Below are 14774 nucleotides of genomic sequence, written 5' to 3'. Positions count from 1 at the left end.
AACGAACAAAATAAAAACAGCTAGGTAATAGATAAGTAATAGATATGAATCTAATTGGATTACTAAAGCTAAATCTAAAACCAAATCGCAATAATTGTATCGCTAACTAAAGAGCCGACGCACGAAATGCAACTTCTCAAAGTCACTCTGAGTATAAAGAAGCATTTATAATAGCAATTATGCTTAATAAGAGTTTGAACGAAGAGACTGCAAAAGTTACTAAAGCCGCAGAAAACCTGCACTTATACAACACGGCTTCACATTCAACGAACACTTTCGTACCTAAAAAGCCTGGTCAAGTAGGCATGTACGTGTGCGGCGCCACAGTGCAAAGTTCTCCGCATATTGGTCATATTCGCGCAGCGATCGCATTCGATATAATCCGTCGCTGGATGCTACGTTTAGGCTACAAAGTCACGTTTGTTAGAAACGTCACAGATATTGACGACAAAATTATGAAAAAAGCCAATGAATCAGGGCAAAATTGGTGGGAACGAGCATATATTTACGAGCGCGAATTTACAAAATCCTACAATACTTTAGGGGTACTTGCGCCAACAGTTGAGCCGCGCGCAACAGGTCATATTACAGACATGGTTGAGCTGATTGAGCGTTTGATTGAGCGCGGTCACGCATATGTTATTAATGACAGCGACGGAAATCCTACTGGAAATGTTTATTTTGACGTGCCAAGTTGGGAGCATTACGGCGAATTAACACACCAAAATCAGAACCAAAATGAAACTTGCGCAGACGAAGCCGCAGCTATTGCAGACGCAAAGGGTCCAAGCGTAGACGCTGCTGAAAACGATATTTACAATCCAACAGATCCTGCAGATGCTTCACCAGACAAACATGATCCTAGGGATTTCGCACTTTGGAAAGCACCTTGCGATTTCGATCAGCCGGATGCGCGCTGGAAAACTCCTTTTGGTGAAGGACGCCCTGGTTGGCATATTGAATGCTCTGCTATGAGCCATCGATATCTTGGAGACGATTTCGATATTCACGGAGGCGGCCTGGATTTGCGTTTCCCTCACCACGAAAACGAAATGGCACAAACGCGTGCTGCTGGCTGGGAAAGCGCTGATGTGTGGATGCATTCAGCATGGGTTACCGCAAAAGGTGAAAAAATGTCCAAATCCTTAGGAAATGGACTTTCCGTACCAGTAGTTTTGGCAAATAATTCGGCTTGGGTTGTGCGTTATGCTTTGGGAGCAGTGCAATATCGTGCAATGCTGGAGTGGTCCGACCAAGCTTTGGTGGAGTCAAAATCGGCTTACGATCGCATTATGAACTTCCTTGAGAGAGCTGGCAGATTGCTTGACAAGAAGCCAACTTGCGAAGAAGTGCACTCTGTTAACGCAGACGAGCTTCCAGAAGATTTTACTCGCGCTATGAACGATGACATTAACGTTTCTGGCGCAATCGCAGAAATATTTACTACAATTCGTCAAGGAAATGCTCTTATTGACGACTGCAGAAAAGATTCTTCACAAGCACAAAGCGAAAGCGTACAAAAGCTCATATATCTCGCTGTTTTGCAAGTGCGAGCTATGTTAGATACTTTGGGCTTGGATCCTTACGCAAAAACGTGGGCTTCGAACGATAATCAATCGTCTGCAGAAGGCTCAAATGGCAAGGAAAGCAAAGAATACTCAGCTTTGGACTCTTTAATTACTTTGCAACTTAAAGCTAGAGCAGATGCTAGAAAAGCAAAGGATTTTGCTACTGCAGATGCTATTCGCGACGCGTTAAATAACGCAGGAATTGTAATTGTCGATACTTCGCAAGGATCATCTTGGCATTTGCAATAAACGAAAGTAACGCAAAAGTATTAGTTAGCAATTGCACTAAAGTTACGTTAGCAACAACAGGTAGAATGGAAAACTATGGCAGCATTTAGTTCGTTAACAGACCGCCTTTCCAATGCTTTTAAGCATTTGCGCAGCAAAGGCAAGCTATCAGAATCCGATATTGACGGCACAATTCGCGAGATTCGTCGCGCACTTCTCGATGCAGACGTTGCGTTGGAAGTAGTACGCTCATTCACTGCTCGAATTCGCGAGCGCGCTCTTGGTGAGGAAGTTTCGCACGCTTTAAATCCAGCTCAGCAAGTTGTGAAAATTGTAAACGACGAGCTTACGCAAGTATTGGGCGCAGGTGTAGATAGGCAGCTTAATTTTGCGAAGTACCCTCCAACTGTAATTATGCTTGCAGGTTTGCAAGGTGCAGGTAAAACTACGCTTGCTGGAAAGCTAGGCTACTGGCTAAAGGATGCAGGTCATACTCCTTTGCTTGTAGCAGCAGATTTGCAACGACCTAATGCAGTCACACAGCTGCAAGTTGTTGGCGAGCGCGCAGGAGTTCCTGTATTTGCTCCAGAAAAGGGTGTGCAAACAGGTGGAAGCGCGATTTCTTTGCCATGGTTCACTAAAGGCGACCCTGTTAAAGTTGCGCGCGATTCTATTAATTATGCGCGCGAAAAAATGTATGACACTGTGATTATTGATACCGCAGGTCGTTTGGGTGTTGACGAAGAGCTTATGAAGCAGGCACGCAATATTCGCGATGCCGTGCAACCGCAAGAAGTGCTGTTTGTTATTGATGCAATGATTGGTCAGGATGCTGTTCGCACTGCTCAAGCTTTTAACGATGGCGTGAACTTTACTGGCGTTGTGCTTTCTAAGCTTGATGGCGACGCTCGAGGCGGTGCTGCACTTTCGGTTGCAAGCGTTACTGGAAAGCCGATTTTGTTTGCTTCTACAGGTGAAGGTTTGAAGGATTTTGAAATCTTCCATCCTGATCGAATGGCTTCACGCATACTCGATATGGGCGATATTTTGACGCTTATTGAGCACGCACAGAAGCAGTTCGACGAAGAAGAATCGCGCAAGGCTGCTGCAAAAATAGCTGAAGGCAGCTTTGGTTTGGATGATTTTTTGGAGCAGCTTCAGCAAGTTCGTAAGCTTGGCTCAATGAAGAAGCTTTTGGGCATGATGCCTGGAATGGCAGCTCACCGTCAGGAGCTTGAGCAGTTTGACGATAAGGAAATTGACCGAACTGAGGCAATTATTCGCTCTATGACTCCTCAAGAGCGTAGAAATACAAAGATTATTGACGGATCTCGCCGCGCGAGAATTGCTGCTGGTTCAGGTGTGAGCGTTTCGCAAGTTAATGCACTTTTGCAACGTTTCGAGCAGGCTGCAAAAATGATGAAGCGAATGAGCGGAGGCGCTGGAATGCCTGGCATGGGCGGAATTCCTGGATTCGGTGGAGCCGGCAGTAAGTCGAAGCGCAAAGATAAGAAAGGCAAGAAGAAAGGCGGAAAGTCCGGAAATCCAATGCGCAGGGAAGCTGAAGAGCGCGCGTTGCGTGAGCGTCTTTCTGGCGAATCTACTAGCAACGATGTTGCAGGTTCTGCTTTTGCAAAGCCGCAGCAACCAAATCTTCAGAATCTTCCTGAAGGACTTAAGGAACTTATGAATTCCGAAGATGCAAATCAAGATAATCAACTGCCACCTAACTTTGGCGGCGGATTAGCTGGCTTATTCGGTCGATGATTTTAGTATTGGCGTTTTTGTGGGTTATATTTGTGCCGCTTCTTTTGTGGCAGCTGCTGCGTTGGCTGCCAGCAGGTGCGGATAAATATAACCCACTTCCGTATATTATTGCGCTGCTTCCACTTGCAACTTACGTTGTGGGAGCACTGTTTTTGTGTAATTTTGGCGGTTTTTTGCTGTATACATGCTGCGCAGAGAAAGTAGCGCACTCGCTTAATTTAGCGCAATCTTACGCGAAATCTTACGGATATTTATGTATTGCGTACGCTGTGCTATTTTTGATTTCGCTTAAGTCGCATACGCCGTACTGGTTTGCAAAATTACGTAGGTTGCACGAAAGCAGGTCGTCGCGCAAAAGCTGCAAGGAACAGCATCAAGAAATACGCGTGATGACTCTTAACTGCAGATACGGAAAAGCGAGCGCATCCGAAATAATAGAAATAACGAAAAAATATCACGTAAATACGTTACTTTTACAAGAATTAAGCGAGTCTTTAGTAAAAAATCTTGAAAAACTTGGAATATACAAGATTTTTCCAACTTCGTGCGTAGGTGCGCAAAGTGAGCATAATAACGGCGGATTCAACGCTATTTTTACGCAATATTCCGCGATTTCTACTTGCAATAATTCCGTAAAAATTGAAGCTGCAAGCGTGCCACGCGTTACAACTTGCTTAGATTTTGGTGCAACTGAAAAAGTTGTAGTGAAATTTGCTTCTGCACATCCAAAGTCACCGATGCGTGGGTGTGCTGCTTGGAGTAATGGAATTCGCGCACTTGCGACTGCTGATTCTGCTACTGATTCCGCTACTTATTGTTCTAACGATTTCGCTACTGATTCTTCCGCTGATTCCGCTAACAAATGCACTAACAAATGCGTTGACGAATCCACTTCGAAAACTTGCGATTTAGCAACTCTTACTATTGTTACTGGCGATCTTAATTCAACAGTCGACCACCCAAGCTTTCGATCTCTTTTGAAATACGGATTTACAGATGTTGCAATTTCAATTGGAAAGCGTCTACGCACATGGCCTACATGGCTTAAGTGGCCAAATCTTACACTTGACCATGTGCTATTTTGCGCAAAAAACTGTAAATCTAATGCACTATGGCAAAAGAATATAGTTGTTGACGGCACTGATCACCTAGCCTACATCGCAGCAATCGACCTACAATCACTAGATAAAAACGTCCAAGCGCGCAGGCATAATAGATAAGTTATTCGCGTGAATCGGCGCCCTCTTCCCGATCACGTGAGGAACATGTGGAAGCTCGCAAGGAGTGCCCCACACCCGAACGAAATTCCACGACTCTAGTTATAAGGAGAGCCATTTTGGCAACCAAGATTCGTCTTAAGCGATTGGGCAAGAAGTTCTATGCCTTCTACCGTGTAGTCATTTCTGATTCACGCAACAAGCGCAACGGTCAGTCCATCGAAGAGATCGGCGTTTACGATCCAAACAAGCAGCCATCTATGATTCAGATTGATTCTGAGCGCGCACAGTACTGGCTTGGCGTTGGCGCACAGCCAACCGAACCAGTGTTGAAGCTCTTGAAGATCACTGGCGACTGGCAGAAGTTCAAGGGTCTCGACGGCGCCGAAGGCACGTTGAAGACTTCTGAAGCTGGCCCAGACGCACAGGCTCGCGTTGAAGCTGTTGAAGCTGAAGCTCAGAAGCTGAAGGCCGCTAAGTCTGAAGCCGCTGCTAAGGCTAAGGCTGCAGCTGAAGCCGCTGCAAACGAAGCCGAAGAAACCCCAGCTGAAGCTGCAGAAGCTGCCGAAGCCGAGGAAAAGGCTGAGTAATCATGCTGGCTCAAGCTGTTGAACATCTCATTAAGAACATCGTGGATTTTCCAGATGACGTATCGGTACGTTCTCACGAAAATGCTCGCGGCGAATTGCTTCGAGTACGCGTGAATCCTGAAGATATCGGTCGCGTTATTGGACGCAATGGTCGTACCGCTAATGCAATTCGTATTGTTGTGCAAGCTTTGAGCAACCACAATGTGCGCGTTGACATTATGGACGTACGTAAGTGAGATGAACGTGGCATTAGACCAACAATCTTTTGACAACCCTCAGCAAAGTCGTAATGACCTGCTGAGGGTTTGTCGTATCGGTAAAGCCCAAGGTTTAAAAGGTGAAGTCACTGTACAAATTTTTACAGATGAGCCTTATGAACGTTTTGAGCCTGGAAATGTATTGTGCACTGCAAACGGCGAGCGCGAGTTCGTTATTGAGAACGCAAGAACGTTCAAAAATCGTTGGATTTTACTATTCGAAGAATCACAAAATCGCAACGATGCGGAAGCACTTAATGGCACTGAATTGTATGTGCATGCAGAAGATGCGCAAGAGCTTGCTGCTGAAAATGCTTGGTATATTAAGGATTTGGTCGGTTTGCAAGCGCGTTTGTGCGAAGAAAATCAGCTTGGGCTTACTCCTAAAGTTATTGGAAAAGTCGTGGATGTGCTCGACGGCGCGCAATCGTTACTGAAAATCCGTTTAGATCATCCGATTGACGAAGAGAATAAAACAGCGCTCGTGCCATTTGTTGAAGCTATTGTGCCGGAAGTTGATGTTGCAAACGGGTATTTGACTATTGATCCTCCTGGCGGTTTAATTCCGGGGCTTTTGTAGTTTTCGTAGTTTTGTAGTTTTCGTAGTAGAGTGCCTTATGATGGACATCGATATTATTTCCGTATTCCCAGAATATTTTCGCATGCTAGACCTAAGTTTGTTAGGCAAAGCGCAAAATAATGGTTTATTGCAAATTCGCGCATACAATTTACGCAAATGGACTCACGATGTGCATCAATCGGTTGATGACACGCCGGTTGGCGGTGGCGCTGGCATGGTTATGAAGCCTGAAGTTTGGGCGGAATGCTTAGACGAGCTGCTTAACTTGCCAAAATCTGAAGTAAAAAATACGTGTGATACGTGCGATAGTTGCGATACGTGTGATAGTTGCGAAGAAGCAAAAATCGCGCCTAATAAAATAGACTCAACTAAACCAATCCTTATATTCCCGAACCCTTCTGCCCCACTATTTACGCAAAAAGACGCAACGGAATTAAGCAACGCAAATCATTTGGTGTTTGGATGCGGCAGATACGAAGGCTACGACGCTAGGATTCCAGAATATTACCGCGCGCAAGGAATTGACGTACGCGAGTATTCAATTGGCGATTACGTGCTAAATGGCGGAGAAGTTGCAGTAAGCGTTATGCTTGAGGCAATTACACGCTTAATCCCTGGGTTTATGGGAAACCCTGAGTCGATTGTTGAAGAGTCGTACACAGGATCGGACGCACTCTTGGAACACCATCAATACACGCGTCCAACTACTTGGCGAGGTATAAGCGTTCCGGAAATACTCACTTCCGGAAATCACGCCAAAGTTGATCGTTTTCGTCGAGATGAAGCTATATCTCGCACAAGCGAAATTCGACCTGATTTGATTGAAAAATTGGACTGCCACAAGATAGATAAGGCGGATCGAAAAACACTTATGTCGCTCGGATGGGAAGTTTCTGGCGATCATCCGCGCAAAAACTTACTCTAGCAACAAAAGCCAGAAATACTCCGGCAACAGTATTGCTGCCGCACGCACAATGCTGCGCGAAAGCAGGTCGTCGCGCCTGCGAGGAGAGAAATCCCCCAAAACTCGCGCCACAGCCTGAGTGCGAAAACAGATTGTAACGAAGCCGAAAAATAAATTAGTCGCGAGAAGGCTGAATAAACAACACGGAAGTTTCTCCGTAATTACGCGTATCAAACAGCTCCCAGCCCTCAGGCATAGTCGGCAAAACACTTCGCACGCTACGCTCCAACACAATCAACGTATCTGCAGAAACGCTCACAACTCCGCTCGCAATCATCGAAGCCAATAAACTTTCGCAATCCGCAGTTTCGTAAGCATAAGGCGGATCAATAAAAACCAAGTCAAACGCTTCCCCACTATAATCCGCAACGAACTGCTCCGCGCGCTTTCGAAGAACCCTCATAGAAAGCGCAGAATCCCAAGCCTTTGAACTCTGCAACGCTTTCGACGTACGAAGTATAAGCGCAGCTGCTTGCGAATTTGCTTCAACAGAAACAAGCTCACGCGCGCCACGAGATAGCGCTTCAACTCCGAGTGCTCCCGTGCCAGCAAATAGATCAAGTACGCGCGCATTGTGCATAACATCCCACGAATCGAGCCTAGAAAATATCGCTTCTTTTGTGCGATCTGTAGTAGGTCTTGTACACGACTGCGCTGAAGTAAGCGGCAAAGATTTAAAACGTCCAGCAATAATGTGCATACTTATAGCTTAGCTGGAACCTGCAGACACGCACGTGGCGGCAGAAACTTTACGTACGTGTAAAGTTTCGGTCGGCTACGCGCCAAAAAACGGCAGAAACTTTACAATATTACTTATCCGCCGCCTTAGGATCCGGAATTAAGAACGAGCAAGCGAGCGCAAAAGCGAGCAAAACGACGCCGGCAACCATCGCAGCAGCGTATCCGCATGTTACGCCACTCAAAGACGCAACATTCGTCATCACAGCATACAAAATTGCAAAACTTAAGCCGGCTCCCAAATTAAAAGCTCCAGCATTCATACCCGGCAAGTATCCCGGATTATCTTTTGGAGAAAGCACAATACCTAAGCCATTAAGCATAATATTTGCCATGCCAGAATAGCTCACACCTACCCACACTGAAAACAGCACCAAAGCCCAAGCAGACGGCATATAAGCAACATACACACCAAAAGCAACACAAATCATGCTAAACGCAATTCCAATACGCAACACAAGCCTGTACCCGTAATTTGCAGCAAGCACGCCCGAAATAGTGCCAAACAATAGCCCAATAATTGCGTAAGGAGTAAGAGTTACGAAACTTACCATATTTGTGCCAATATTTGCACCAAACTTACTATCGTTAGCAAGCTTTATCACAACGCCATTTATCAAAGCAAACACGCCAGTCATTGTCAATAAAGTGCACAAAAGCAAACCCCATGTACGACGCTGCTTCATATATGTTGTAGAAACCAGCGGAGCCGCGCTTAAAACTTCGATTTTCCAGAATATTGCGAAAAACAGCACAGCAACAAGCACAAGAATAAGCACCATAAGCCAGTTAGATTTAGCTAGTTTATTACTAAGTTCATTAATAGAAAGATATATTGCAAGAAACGCAATTCCGAGCGTTACAACTCCTAGCCAATCCATTCTGCTAGTAGCATCCGAGCGAGATTCATCAGCTAAAACAATAATCATAATAACAGCAATAGCTGCGATTGAAGCCATAATCCAGAAAACAGAACGGAATCCGTATTTACTGGCAAGCCAACCACCTAATAAAGCATCAAATCCAGCAATACCGCCATTTACGGAACTTAATATTGCCATCAACTTTGCGTAACTTTTTTCTTGCTGTACGCGCACGCGCAACATAATTAAGCACATTGGCAATACAGGACCGGAAGCACCTTGCAAAATACGCCCAAGCATAAGCATATTAACGTCTTGAGCTAGCGCAGAAATAATGCTTCCAAAAAGAGTTGAGATAAGAATTCCGGAAAGTACTTTTTTACGCCCAATTAGATCAGACAATCGCGGCAAAAATAGCGAAAATAATGCTGCAGCAGTAAAGAATATTGTTTGCGTTAAAGCGATTTGAGTATCTGTAGTATGAAGTTCTTTTGACATCGTCGTCAATACTGGCGAAAGCATAGAAACGTTTAGCTGGAACGCAAAGATAGCAGCAAGAAACGCCACCATTAACGCCAAAACGGAACGTCCACCCTTATCTAGCATACGCGTAGAAAATGTTGGAGATTCAACCTCAGCCATAATCTAACCTCCGCTTAATTACGTAAAGTCATTCAAACGTCATTCAAAAGTCACCAACAATCATCCAATGCGCTTAATCGCATCTATAATCAAATTCCAGAATTTATCGAAATCAAGTTTTGTAGCAACTTGCGTATGGCATTCTTCTTCAGAAGGTTCAGTACCACGCAAATCTGCAACGGTCATGCCAAGAGTTAAGTCACTGTTTATTTCAACATCAAGTGGGCAACGCCTTGTGCTAATAACACTTTTATCGATCAAATAAGCGACTGTGCAAGGATCATGCACTGGAGGATCAACAAAATCTTGATTATTCTTATAAGCTTTACGGAAGTAATCCATAAGATCGCAAGCAAATTTAGAAACAGGCGTTCCAATAGAATTAATTTTCTTCTGTATTTCTAAAGTGCACAAAGCTTGGTGAGTTAAATCTAAGCCGACCATCGTAACTCGCCAATTTTCATTAATCACAACATGCGCAGCTTCAGGATCCGTCTTAATATTAAACTCAGCAACAGCACTACAATTGCCACTATGATAGCCGCCACCCATAAGAACTACTTCTTTAACGCGGCTGACAATTCTAGGCTCCATTCGCACAGCCATAGCAATATTCGTAAGAGGTCCAGTTGGTACAAGCGTAATTGTGCCAGGCTCATGGCTCATAATTGTGTCAATAATCCAGTTAACAGCATGCCCTTTATCCAAAGGTTTAGTTGGCACTGGAATATTTGCTCCGTCTAATCCTGTTTCTCCATGAACAGCAGCAGCAACTTTTAGAGGACGAACCATAGGACGGTCGCATCCGGCATGAACTGGAATATTAGTTGCATGAGCTATTTCTAGAGTTGCTCGAGCATTGTATGTTACTTTTTCTAGGCTTTGATTTCCACCAACCGTAGTTACGCCGAGCAAATCGATACTAGGATTGCCAACAGCTAATAAAATTGCCATCGCATCGTCATGACCAGGGTCACAATCTAGGATGATGGAAGTCATACTAACTCCTTCATAAGCACATGTATTTTGGAAGCAAATCGTGACGAATGCACTTCGCATAAGAACGCAAAATTAAGCATGCTCATGAATATTCGTCATGCGTTGAGAAATAAGTTCTGGATTAAACGACTCATGTACAGGCTGCATAGATTCAGTATTCAAAGCTGCAGCAGCAACCGCAAATCTGCCAGTTTTTGAAGAATCAAATTCGTTATATCGCGCGTAAATAAGCGCCGCAGTAGCAGCATCGCTAGAACCGTTGTCGTTGCCAACTGCTTTAACACCAGCATTGCTATTTCCGCGAGTTAGCATCATTCTCTGGACTCGCTTAACTGGGACAGGATAGAACGACACTCCCTCATCTGCAACACCATAAGCAACTCCTGCGCGACCGGCATTTACAAATACACGTTTTACTCCACGCTTTAAAAGCACATTCGCACAGCGAATTGCAGAACGCTCGTCAACAGCATTAATGCCAGTTAGAGCCTGCGATTCAGCAGTATCTAAAATAAGAGTGTCAATACGAGACAATCTAGAAAGCACTCGAGGAGCTTTTGCATCCGTAACTGCACGAACAACAATAGGACGGCGATAACGGTCACATAGCCACTCAATTGACTTTTGCGGAATATTAGTATCCAACACCAAAATATCAGCATTTTCAATAATAGACATGCGCTCACGCAAAAAATCGGGAGTCATGTGATCGTAAATACTCATATCGTCTAAAGCAAGCAAACGCTGACCAGAAGCGTCACCAACATACATGTACGAAGCAGTCATCGACTCAGGAAGTTGCTTCGCATAACCGATATCTAAGCCGTTTGCAGCAGCATCAATGCGGAAAAGCTCTCCGTTGTGATCGCCACCGTACACAGAAACCATGCTTGTGCGAATATTAAGACGCTCCAACGCGACTGCAATATTCCTTCCAACACCGCCTAGCATGTAGCGCACGTGGGAGGCATTAGACGTATAATCCATCAAATCTCCGCAAGCAATGCCAAGAACATCCATGCTAATTCCGCCAACAACAGTCACATAACTTGGAGGAGTAACAATATATCCCTTACCTCGTAAATAGCCTTTGCGAATTAAATTGGAAATATGAGCGGCCACACCTGAACGAGTAATTCCTGCGAGATTTGCAAGTTCCTGCTGGCTAATCATCGGGTTTTGTTGAATCCAAGTCAAGATTTGTTGTTCGCGTTCAGTCATTGTCGCCTCATCTCTATTGTGATTACAAATGATGCCTACTATCTAGGATATTCACAATTCTCATAATATGCACGTAAATTTATGTAATTTTGTTGTTTTTTTATATTATATCTAACAAAAGTTGATATTAATTATCAATTAAAAATAGTTTCTTACAGTATTTTTTACTAAATTAAGTGCATAAATATGCAATAATTTTTTCTTTATACTTTTCTTTATAGGATATTTTATTCATACAATATTTTAATTTTATAAGATATTTTGCGAGCAAATTCAGAACTTTAGAATTTTAATTGCTTACGATTTGCGTACTTCCGCCTCTCGTAAAATCAAGCACTGCACCTGCAAGATACGGCAACGAAACAAGATGAGCGTCTTTTTGCAAAGTCTCCAACGCATCTTCACGAGCCATAGCGATAATCTTTGCATCCTTAACAACTCGCAAAATCTTCAAACTCGAGCGACCACCCGACTGCTTATCGCCAAGAACATCGCCAACATTGCGCAATTCCAAATCTTTTTTAGCAATTACGGCACCATCTAGCGAATTTTCAACAACTTGCAAACGTTCTTGAGCAAGACTTCCATCCTCAGTTTGCGCAACCAAAAATGCCCAAGAATTCGTGCCACCACGCCCAACACGTCCACGCAACTGATGCAATTGTGCAAGGCCAAAACGATCCGCGTCAAAAATCACAATGCAACTCGCTTGAGGCACATCAACACCGACCTCAATAACCGTTGTAGCAACAAGAACTTGCACATCTCCGCGTGCAAAATGTTCCATCGTTTCGCGTTTTGTAGCATCATCGTCGCGACCAGTAAGCTTAGCAAAAGTAACGCCTTTAAATTGCGGCAAAGCTGAAAGCCGCTTCAAAATGCCGTTAACTGTGTGAAGTTTACGCAAAGAATCTGCGCTATTTTCTTCAGATTGATTAGATTGCACAGATTGCGAAACATCTTCAAAACCTTCAGATTCATCGCTATCAAAATCCCTAGCAGAAGCACTACCAGAATCCCTACCAGAATCCCTACCAGAATCCCTACCAGAATCCCTACCAGAATCCTCATTAAAATCATCATCAATATGCGCGCAAACAACATACGCACGCTCACCTGCATCAATGCGAGCACGAATATGCGCAAACATTCTCGCCATAGTATTCGCATCCGATTCTTGTACAACAAAAGTGCGAATAGGTTTTCTGCCTCCAGGCAATTCAGTTAAATATGAAGCATCCAAATCACCGAACCACGTCATAGCAGCAGAGCGCGGAATAGGCGTTGCAGTCATTACTAAAAGATGCGGTGTAAAAGACTTTTCAGCACTATCATGCGGATCTACACTCATTTTGCGTAACAAAACATCGCGCTGCTCAACACCAAAACGATGTTGCTCATCAATAATTACCAAAGCTAAATTAGTCGGCTTAAAAGTCGACGAGAACGCTGCATGAGTTGCAACAATAAGCGAAGGCTCCCCACTTGCAACACTCGCTAGCGCACGTCTGCGATCCGCAAGTCTCATGCCGCCAGTTACTACGATTACAGGCACTTTTAGATTCGCGCGCGCAATCATTTGGCGCAAATTTTCGGCATGTTGAGACGCCAGAACTTGAGTAGGAGCCACAAGCACAGCCTGATATCCTGATCCAACTGCCTCAAGCATTGCAGCGAGCGCAACAACTGTTTTTCCGGAACCAACTTCACCTTGAAGCAAGCGACGCATCGGATGGCGCTCACGCATGTCACGTACAATCTCATCAATTACATCTTTTTGACCTGCAGTAAGCTCAAACGGCAAACTTTCCACAAATTCATTTCTTATAAGAGAATTATTACAGGATTTTGCTTGATTGTCTTTAGAATCTTCACGAGATCGCAATACAGCTACTTGGGAAATAAAAGCTTCTTCATAGCGCAACGAGTCAACAGCTTTGTAAAATTCGTCAACTGATTGCGGATTATGAATTGAGTATATTGCTGACGCTCTAGTCATGAGGTTACGTTTTTTTAGCACTGATTCAGGCGTAATGTTTGGGATTTGCAGGGATTCAGTAGTGCAAGTTGCGGAATCTTTAGAATCTGCGGAAGCTGCGAAATCTTCAGAATCTTTAGAAAGTGCAGAAAGTATAGAAAGTATAGTTTCGTGAATATGCTCACTAGAGATTCGCGAATTTGCATGATACACGGGCATAGGAGCACTCATACGCGCCAAACCATCTTCCACACTTCTTACAGTATCGCGAGATTGATGTAAGCTATCGCTTTCTTCTACAGCAGATACGGTTAAAATTTGAGGATGCGTAAATTGCAATTTACCATTAAAAGCGCTAGACGTGCCGCCAACAACAACCATTTCGTCAACATGCATCTTTGCAGAAAGCCACTGAGCGTATTGACGATTTTTAGAAAAATAAATAAGTTGAGCTACTGCTTGCATATCTTGCAAAACGTTAATTTCGATTCTAAAACCGCGACGAGCGTTCATAGGCACAACGTTAATTGACTGAACTTGCGCATAGAAAGCCACTTCTTCGCCAATTTTTACATCTTTTAAGTTCGCAATTCTCAGTGGATTTGTAACTCTAAACGGGTAGTAAGTTAACGCGTCTTCGACTGTGACTATGCCCAAAGATTTTAATGCAGAAACGCGTCGCTTATTGCTGATTATCGCAGAAAGCGAAGTATGCATTTTGGCTGAGTTCGTGGGCGTATTTAGCATATTTCGATTATAAATCATCCGCAATCAGGAATATAACGTGCGCGCGAAAAAATATGCAAATACAAAAAAGCCCCGAGCACTGCTCAGGGCCTTACATTTAACACGCGATTCACGCCTCAACGCGCTGAACCTTGCCTGCCTTAATGCATTTTACGCACACACGAAGGCGAACGTTTTCGCCATCAATGGTGGTGCGAACCGGCTGAAGGTTCGGGCGGAAGGTGCGCTTATTGCGAATGTGCGAATGTGAAACGCTGAAACCGGTCTGCGGTCCCTTGCCACATACTGCGCAACGAGCTGCCATAATGGACTCCTATTTTCTTTGACTTGCAAGTCTTGCGTCATTCAAACACACGAACTACTTACGCAAATTACTTACGCACATTGCATAAACAAATAAGCACGCTTGAACGCA

At 44.1% G+C, this 14774-nt stretch carries 13 protein-coding genes; 7 read left to right on the top strand and 6 right to left on the bottom strand.

The annotated features are described in order from the left end of the window. Positions 1 to 179: 179 nt before the first annotated feature. The 7 genes from cysS (at position 180) to trmD (ending at position 7132) form a co-directional block, all read left to right on the top strand. Positions 180 to 1817, top strand: coding sequence for a cysteine--tRNA ligase (gene cysS, locus DOD25_RS00530; RefSeq protein ID WP_112928509.1), 1638 nt, complete (start codon positions 180 to 182; stop codon positions 1815 to 1817). Between the two features lie 75 nt (positions 1818 to 1892). Further along, positions 1893 to 3563: a signal recognition particle protein gene (gene ffh, locus DOD25_RS00525; RefSeq protein WP_112928508.1), complete on the top strand. Its 1671-nt coding sequence runs from the start codon at positions 1893 to 1895 to the stop codon at positions 3561 to 3563. Continuing rightward, the gene (locus DOD25_RS00520; RefSeq protein WP_112928507.1) at positions 3560 to 4783 is read left to right on the top strand and encodes an endonuclease/exonuclease/phosphatase family protein; all 1224 of its coding nucleotides are present in this window, start codon (positions 3560 to 3562) and stop codon (positions 4781 to 4783) included. Before ffh ends, DOD25_RS00520 begins: the two co-directional genes overlap by 4 nt. 116 nt (positions 4784 to 4899) lie before the next feature. Beyond that, positions 4900 to 5370, top strand: coding sequence for a 30S ribosomal protein S16 (rpsP, locus tag DOD25_RS00515; protein ID WP_112928506.1), 471 nt, complete (start codon positions 4900 to 4902; stop codon positions 5368 to 5370). Positions 5371 to 5372: 2 nt separating this feature from the next. Continuing rightward, entirely contained in the window at positions 5373 to 5606 is a 234-nt protein-coding gene (locus DOD25_RS00510) for an RNA-binding protein (RefSeq protein WP_004105376.1), read from the top strand. Between the two features lies 1 nt (position 5607). Continuing rightward, complete coding sequence (rimM, locus tag DOD25_RS00505; protein ID WP_112928505.1) at positions 5608 to 6207, top strand: ribosome maturation factor RimM; 600 nt, start codon at positions 5608 to 5610, stop codon at positions 6205 to 6207. 40 nt (positions 6208 to 6247) lie between these two features. Then, positions 6248 to 7132 carry a tRNA (guanosine(37)-N1)-methyltransferase TrmD gene (gene trmD, locus DOD25_RS00500; RefSeq protein ID WP_180946754.1) on the top strand — a complete coding sequence of 295 codons (885 nt, stop codon included), beginning with the start codon at positions 6248 to 6250 and terminating at the stop codon, positions 7130 to 7132. Positions 7133 to 7286: 154 nt separating this feature from the next. Here the strand turns inward: trmD and rsmD are convergent, their stop codons facing one another. The 6 genes from rsmD to rpmB form a co-directional block, all read right to left on the bottom strand. After that, a complete protein-coding gene (gene rsmD, locus DOD25_RS00495; RefSeq protein WP_101885896.1) occupies positions 7287 to 7871 on the bottom strand; it encodes a 16S rRNA (guanine(966)-N(2))-methyltransferase RsmD in 585 nt (194 codons plus the stop codon). A gap of 109 nt (positions 7872 to 7980) precedes the next feature. Beyond that, positions 7981 to 9414: a uridine transporter UriT gene (uriT, locus tag DOD25_RS00490; RefSeq protein WP_112928504.1), complete on the bottom strand. Its 1434-nt coding sequence runs from the start codon at positions 9412 to 9414 to the stop codon at positions 7981 to 7983. 60 nt (positions 9415 to 9474) lie between these two features. Beyond that, entirely contained in the window at positions 9475 to 10413 is a 939-nt protein-coding gene (uriH, locus tag DOD25_RS00485) for a uridine-preferring nucleoside hydrolase UriH (protein ID WP_112928503.1), read from the bottom strand. A 72-nt stretch (positions 10414 to 10485) separates the two neighbouring features. Then, complete coding sequence (locus DOD25_RS00480) at positions 10486 to 11634, bottom strand: PfkB family carbohydrate kinase (protein WP_064340538.1); 1149 nt, start codon at positions 11632 to 11634, stop codon at positions 10486 to 10488. Positions 11635 to 11923: 289 nt separating this feature from the next. After that, positions 11924 to 14377 carry an ATP-dependent DNA helicase RecG gene (locus DOD25_RS00475; protein ID WP_112928502.1) on the bottom strand — a complete coding sequence of 818 codons (2454 nt, stop codon included), beginning with the start codon at positions 14375 to 14377 and terminating at the stop codon, positions 11924 to 11926. A 91-nt stretch (positions 14378 to 14468) separates the two neighbouring features. Continuing rightward, positions 14469 to 14663, bottom strand: coding sequence for a 50S ribosomal protein L28 (gene rpmB, locus DOD25_RS00470; RefSeq protein ID WP_004105392.1), 195 nt, complete (start codon positions 14661 to 14663; stop codon positions 14469 to 14471). Positions 14664 to 14774: the final 111 nt, after the last annotated feature.

Source organism: Gardnerella leopoldii (genome assembly GCF_003293675.1).
Lineage (GTDB): Bacteria > Actinomycetota > Actinomycetes > Actinomycetales > Bifidobacteriaceae > Bifidobacterium > Bifidobacterium leopoldii.
This window is presented reverse-complemented; position numbering and strand designations above follow the sequence as displayed.

What these genes read in the sequence shown, in the direction of transcription:
- DOD25_RS00480 (WP_064340538.1), bottom strand. Translation starts at nt 11,634, where the DNA reads ATGACTGAACGCGAACAACAAATCTTGACTTGGATTCAACAAAACCCG.
- DOD25_RS00510 (WP_004105376.1), top strand. Translation starts at nt 5,373, where the DNA reads ATGCTGGCTCAAGCTGTTGAACATCTCATTAAGAACATCGTGGATTTT.
- DOD25_RS00475 (WP_112928502.1), bottom strand. Translation starts at nt 14,377, where the DNA reads ATGATTTATAATCGAAATATGCTAAATACGCCCACGAACTCAGCCAAA.
- trmD (WP_180946754.1), top strand. Translation starts at nt 6,248, where the DNA reads ATGGACATCGATATTATTTCCGTATTCCCAGAATATTTTCGCATGCTA.
- rpmB (WP_004105392.1), bottom strand. Translation starts at nt 14,663, where the DNA reads ATGGCAGCTCGTTGCGCAGTATGTGGCAAGGGACCGCAGACCGGTTTC.
- ffh (WP_112928508.1), top strand. Translation starts at nt 1,893, where the DNA reads ATGGCAGCATTTAGTTCGTTAACAGACCGCCTTTCCAATGCTTTTAAG.
- rimM (WP_112928505.1), top strand. Translation starts at nt 5,608, where the DNA reads ATGAACGTGGCATTAGACCAACAATCTTTTGACAACCCTCAGCAAAGT.
- cysS (WP_112928509.1), top strand. Translation starts at nt 180, where the DNA reads ATGCTTAATAAGAGTTTGAACGAAGAGACTGCAAAAGTTACTAAAGCC.
- uriT (WP_112928504.1), bottom strand. Translation starts at nt 9,414, where the DNA reads ATGGCTGAGGTTGAATCTCCAACATTTTCTACGCGTATGCTAGATAAG.
- DOD25_RS00520 (WP_112928507.1), top strand. Translation starts at nt 3,560, where the DNA reads ATGATTTTAGTATTGGCGTTTTTGTGGGTTATATTTGTGCCGCTTCTT.
- uriH (WP_112928503.1), bottom strand. Translation starts at nt 10,413, where the DNA reads ATGACTTCCATCATCCTAGATTGTGACCCTGGTCATGACGATGCGATG.
- rsmD (WP_101885896.1), bottom strand. Translation starts at nt 7,871, where the DNA reads ATGCACATTATTGCTGGACGTTTTAAATCTTTGCCGCTTACTTCAGCG.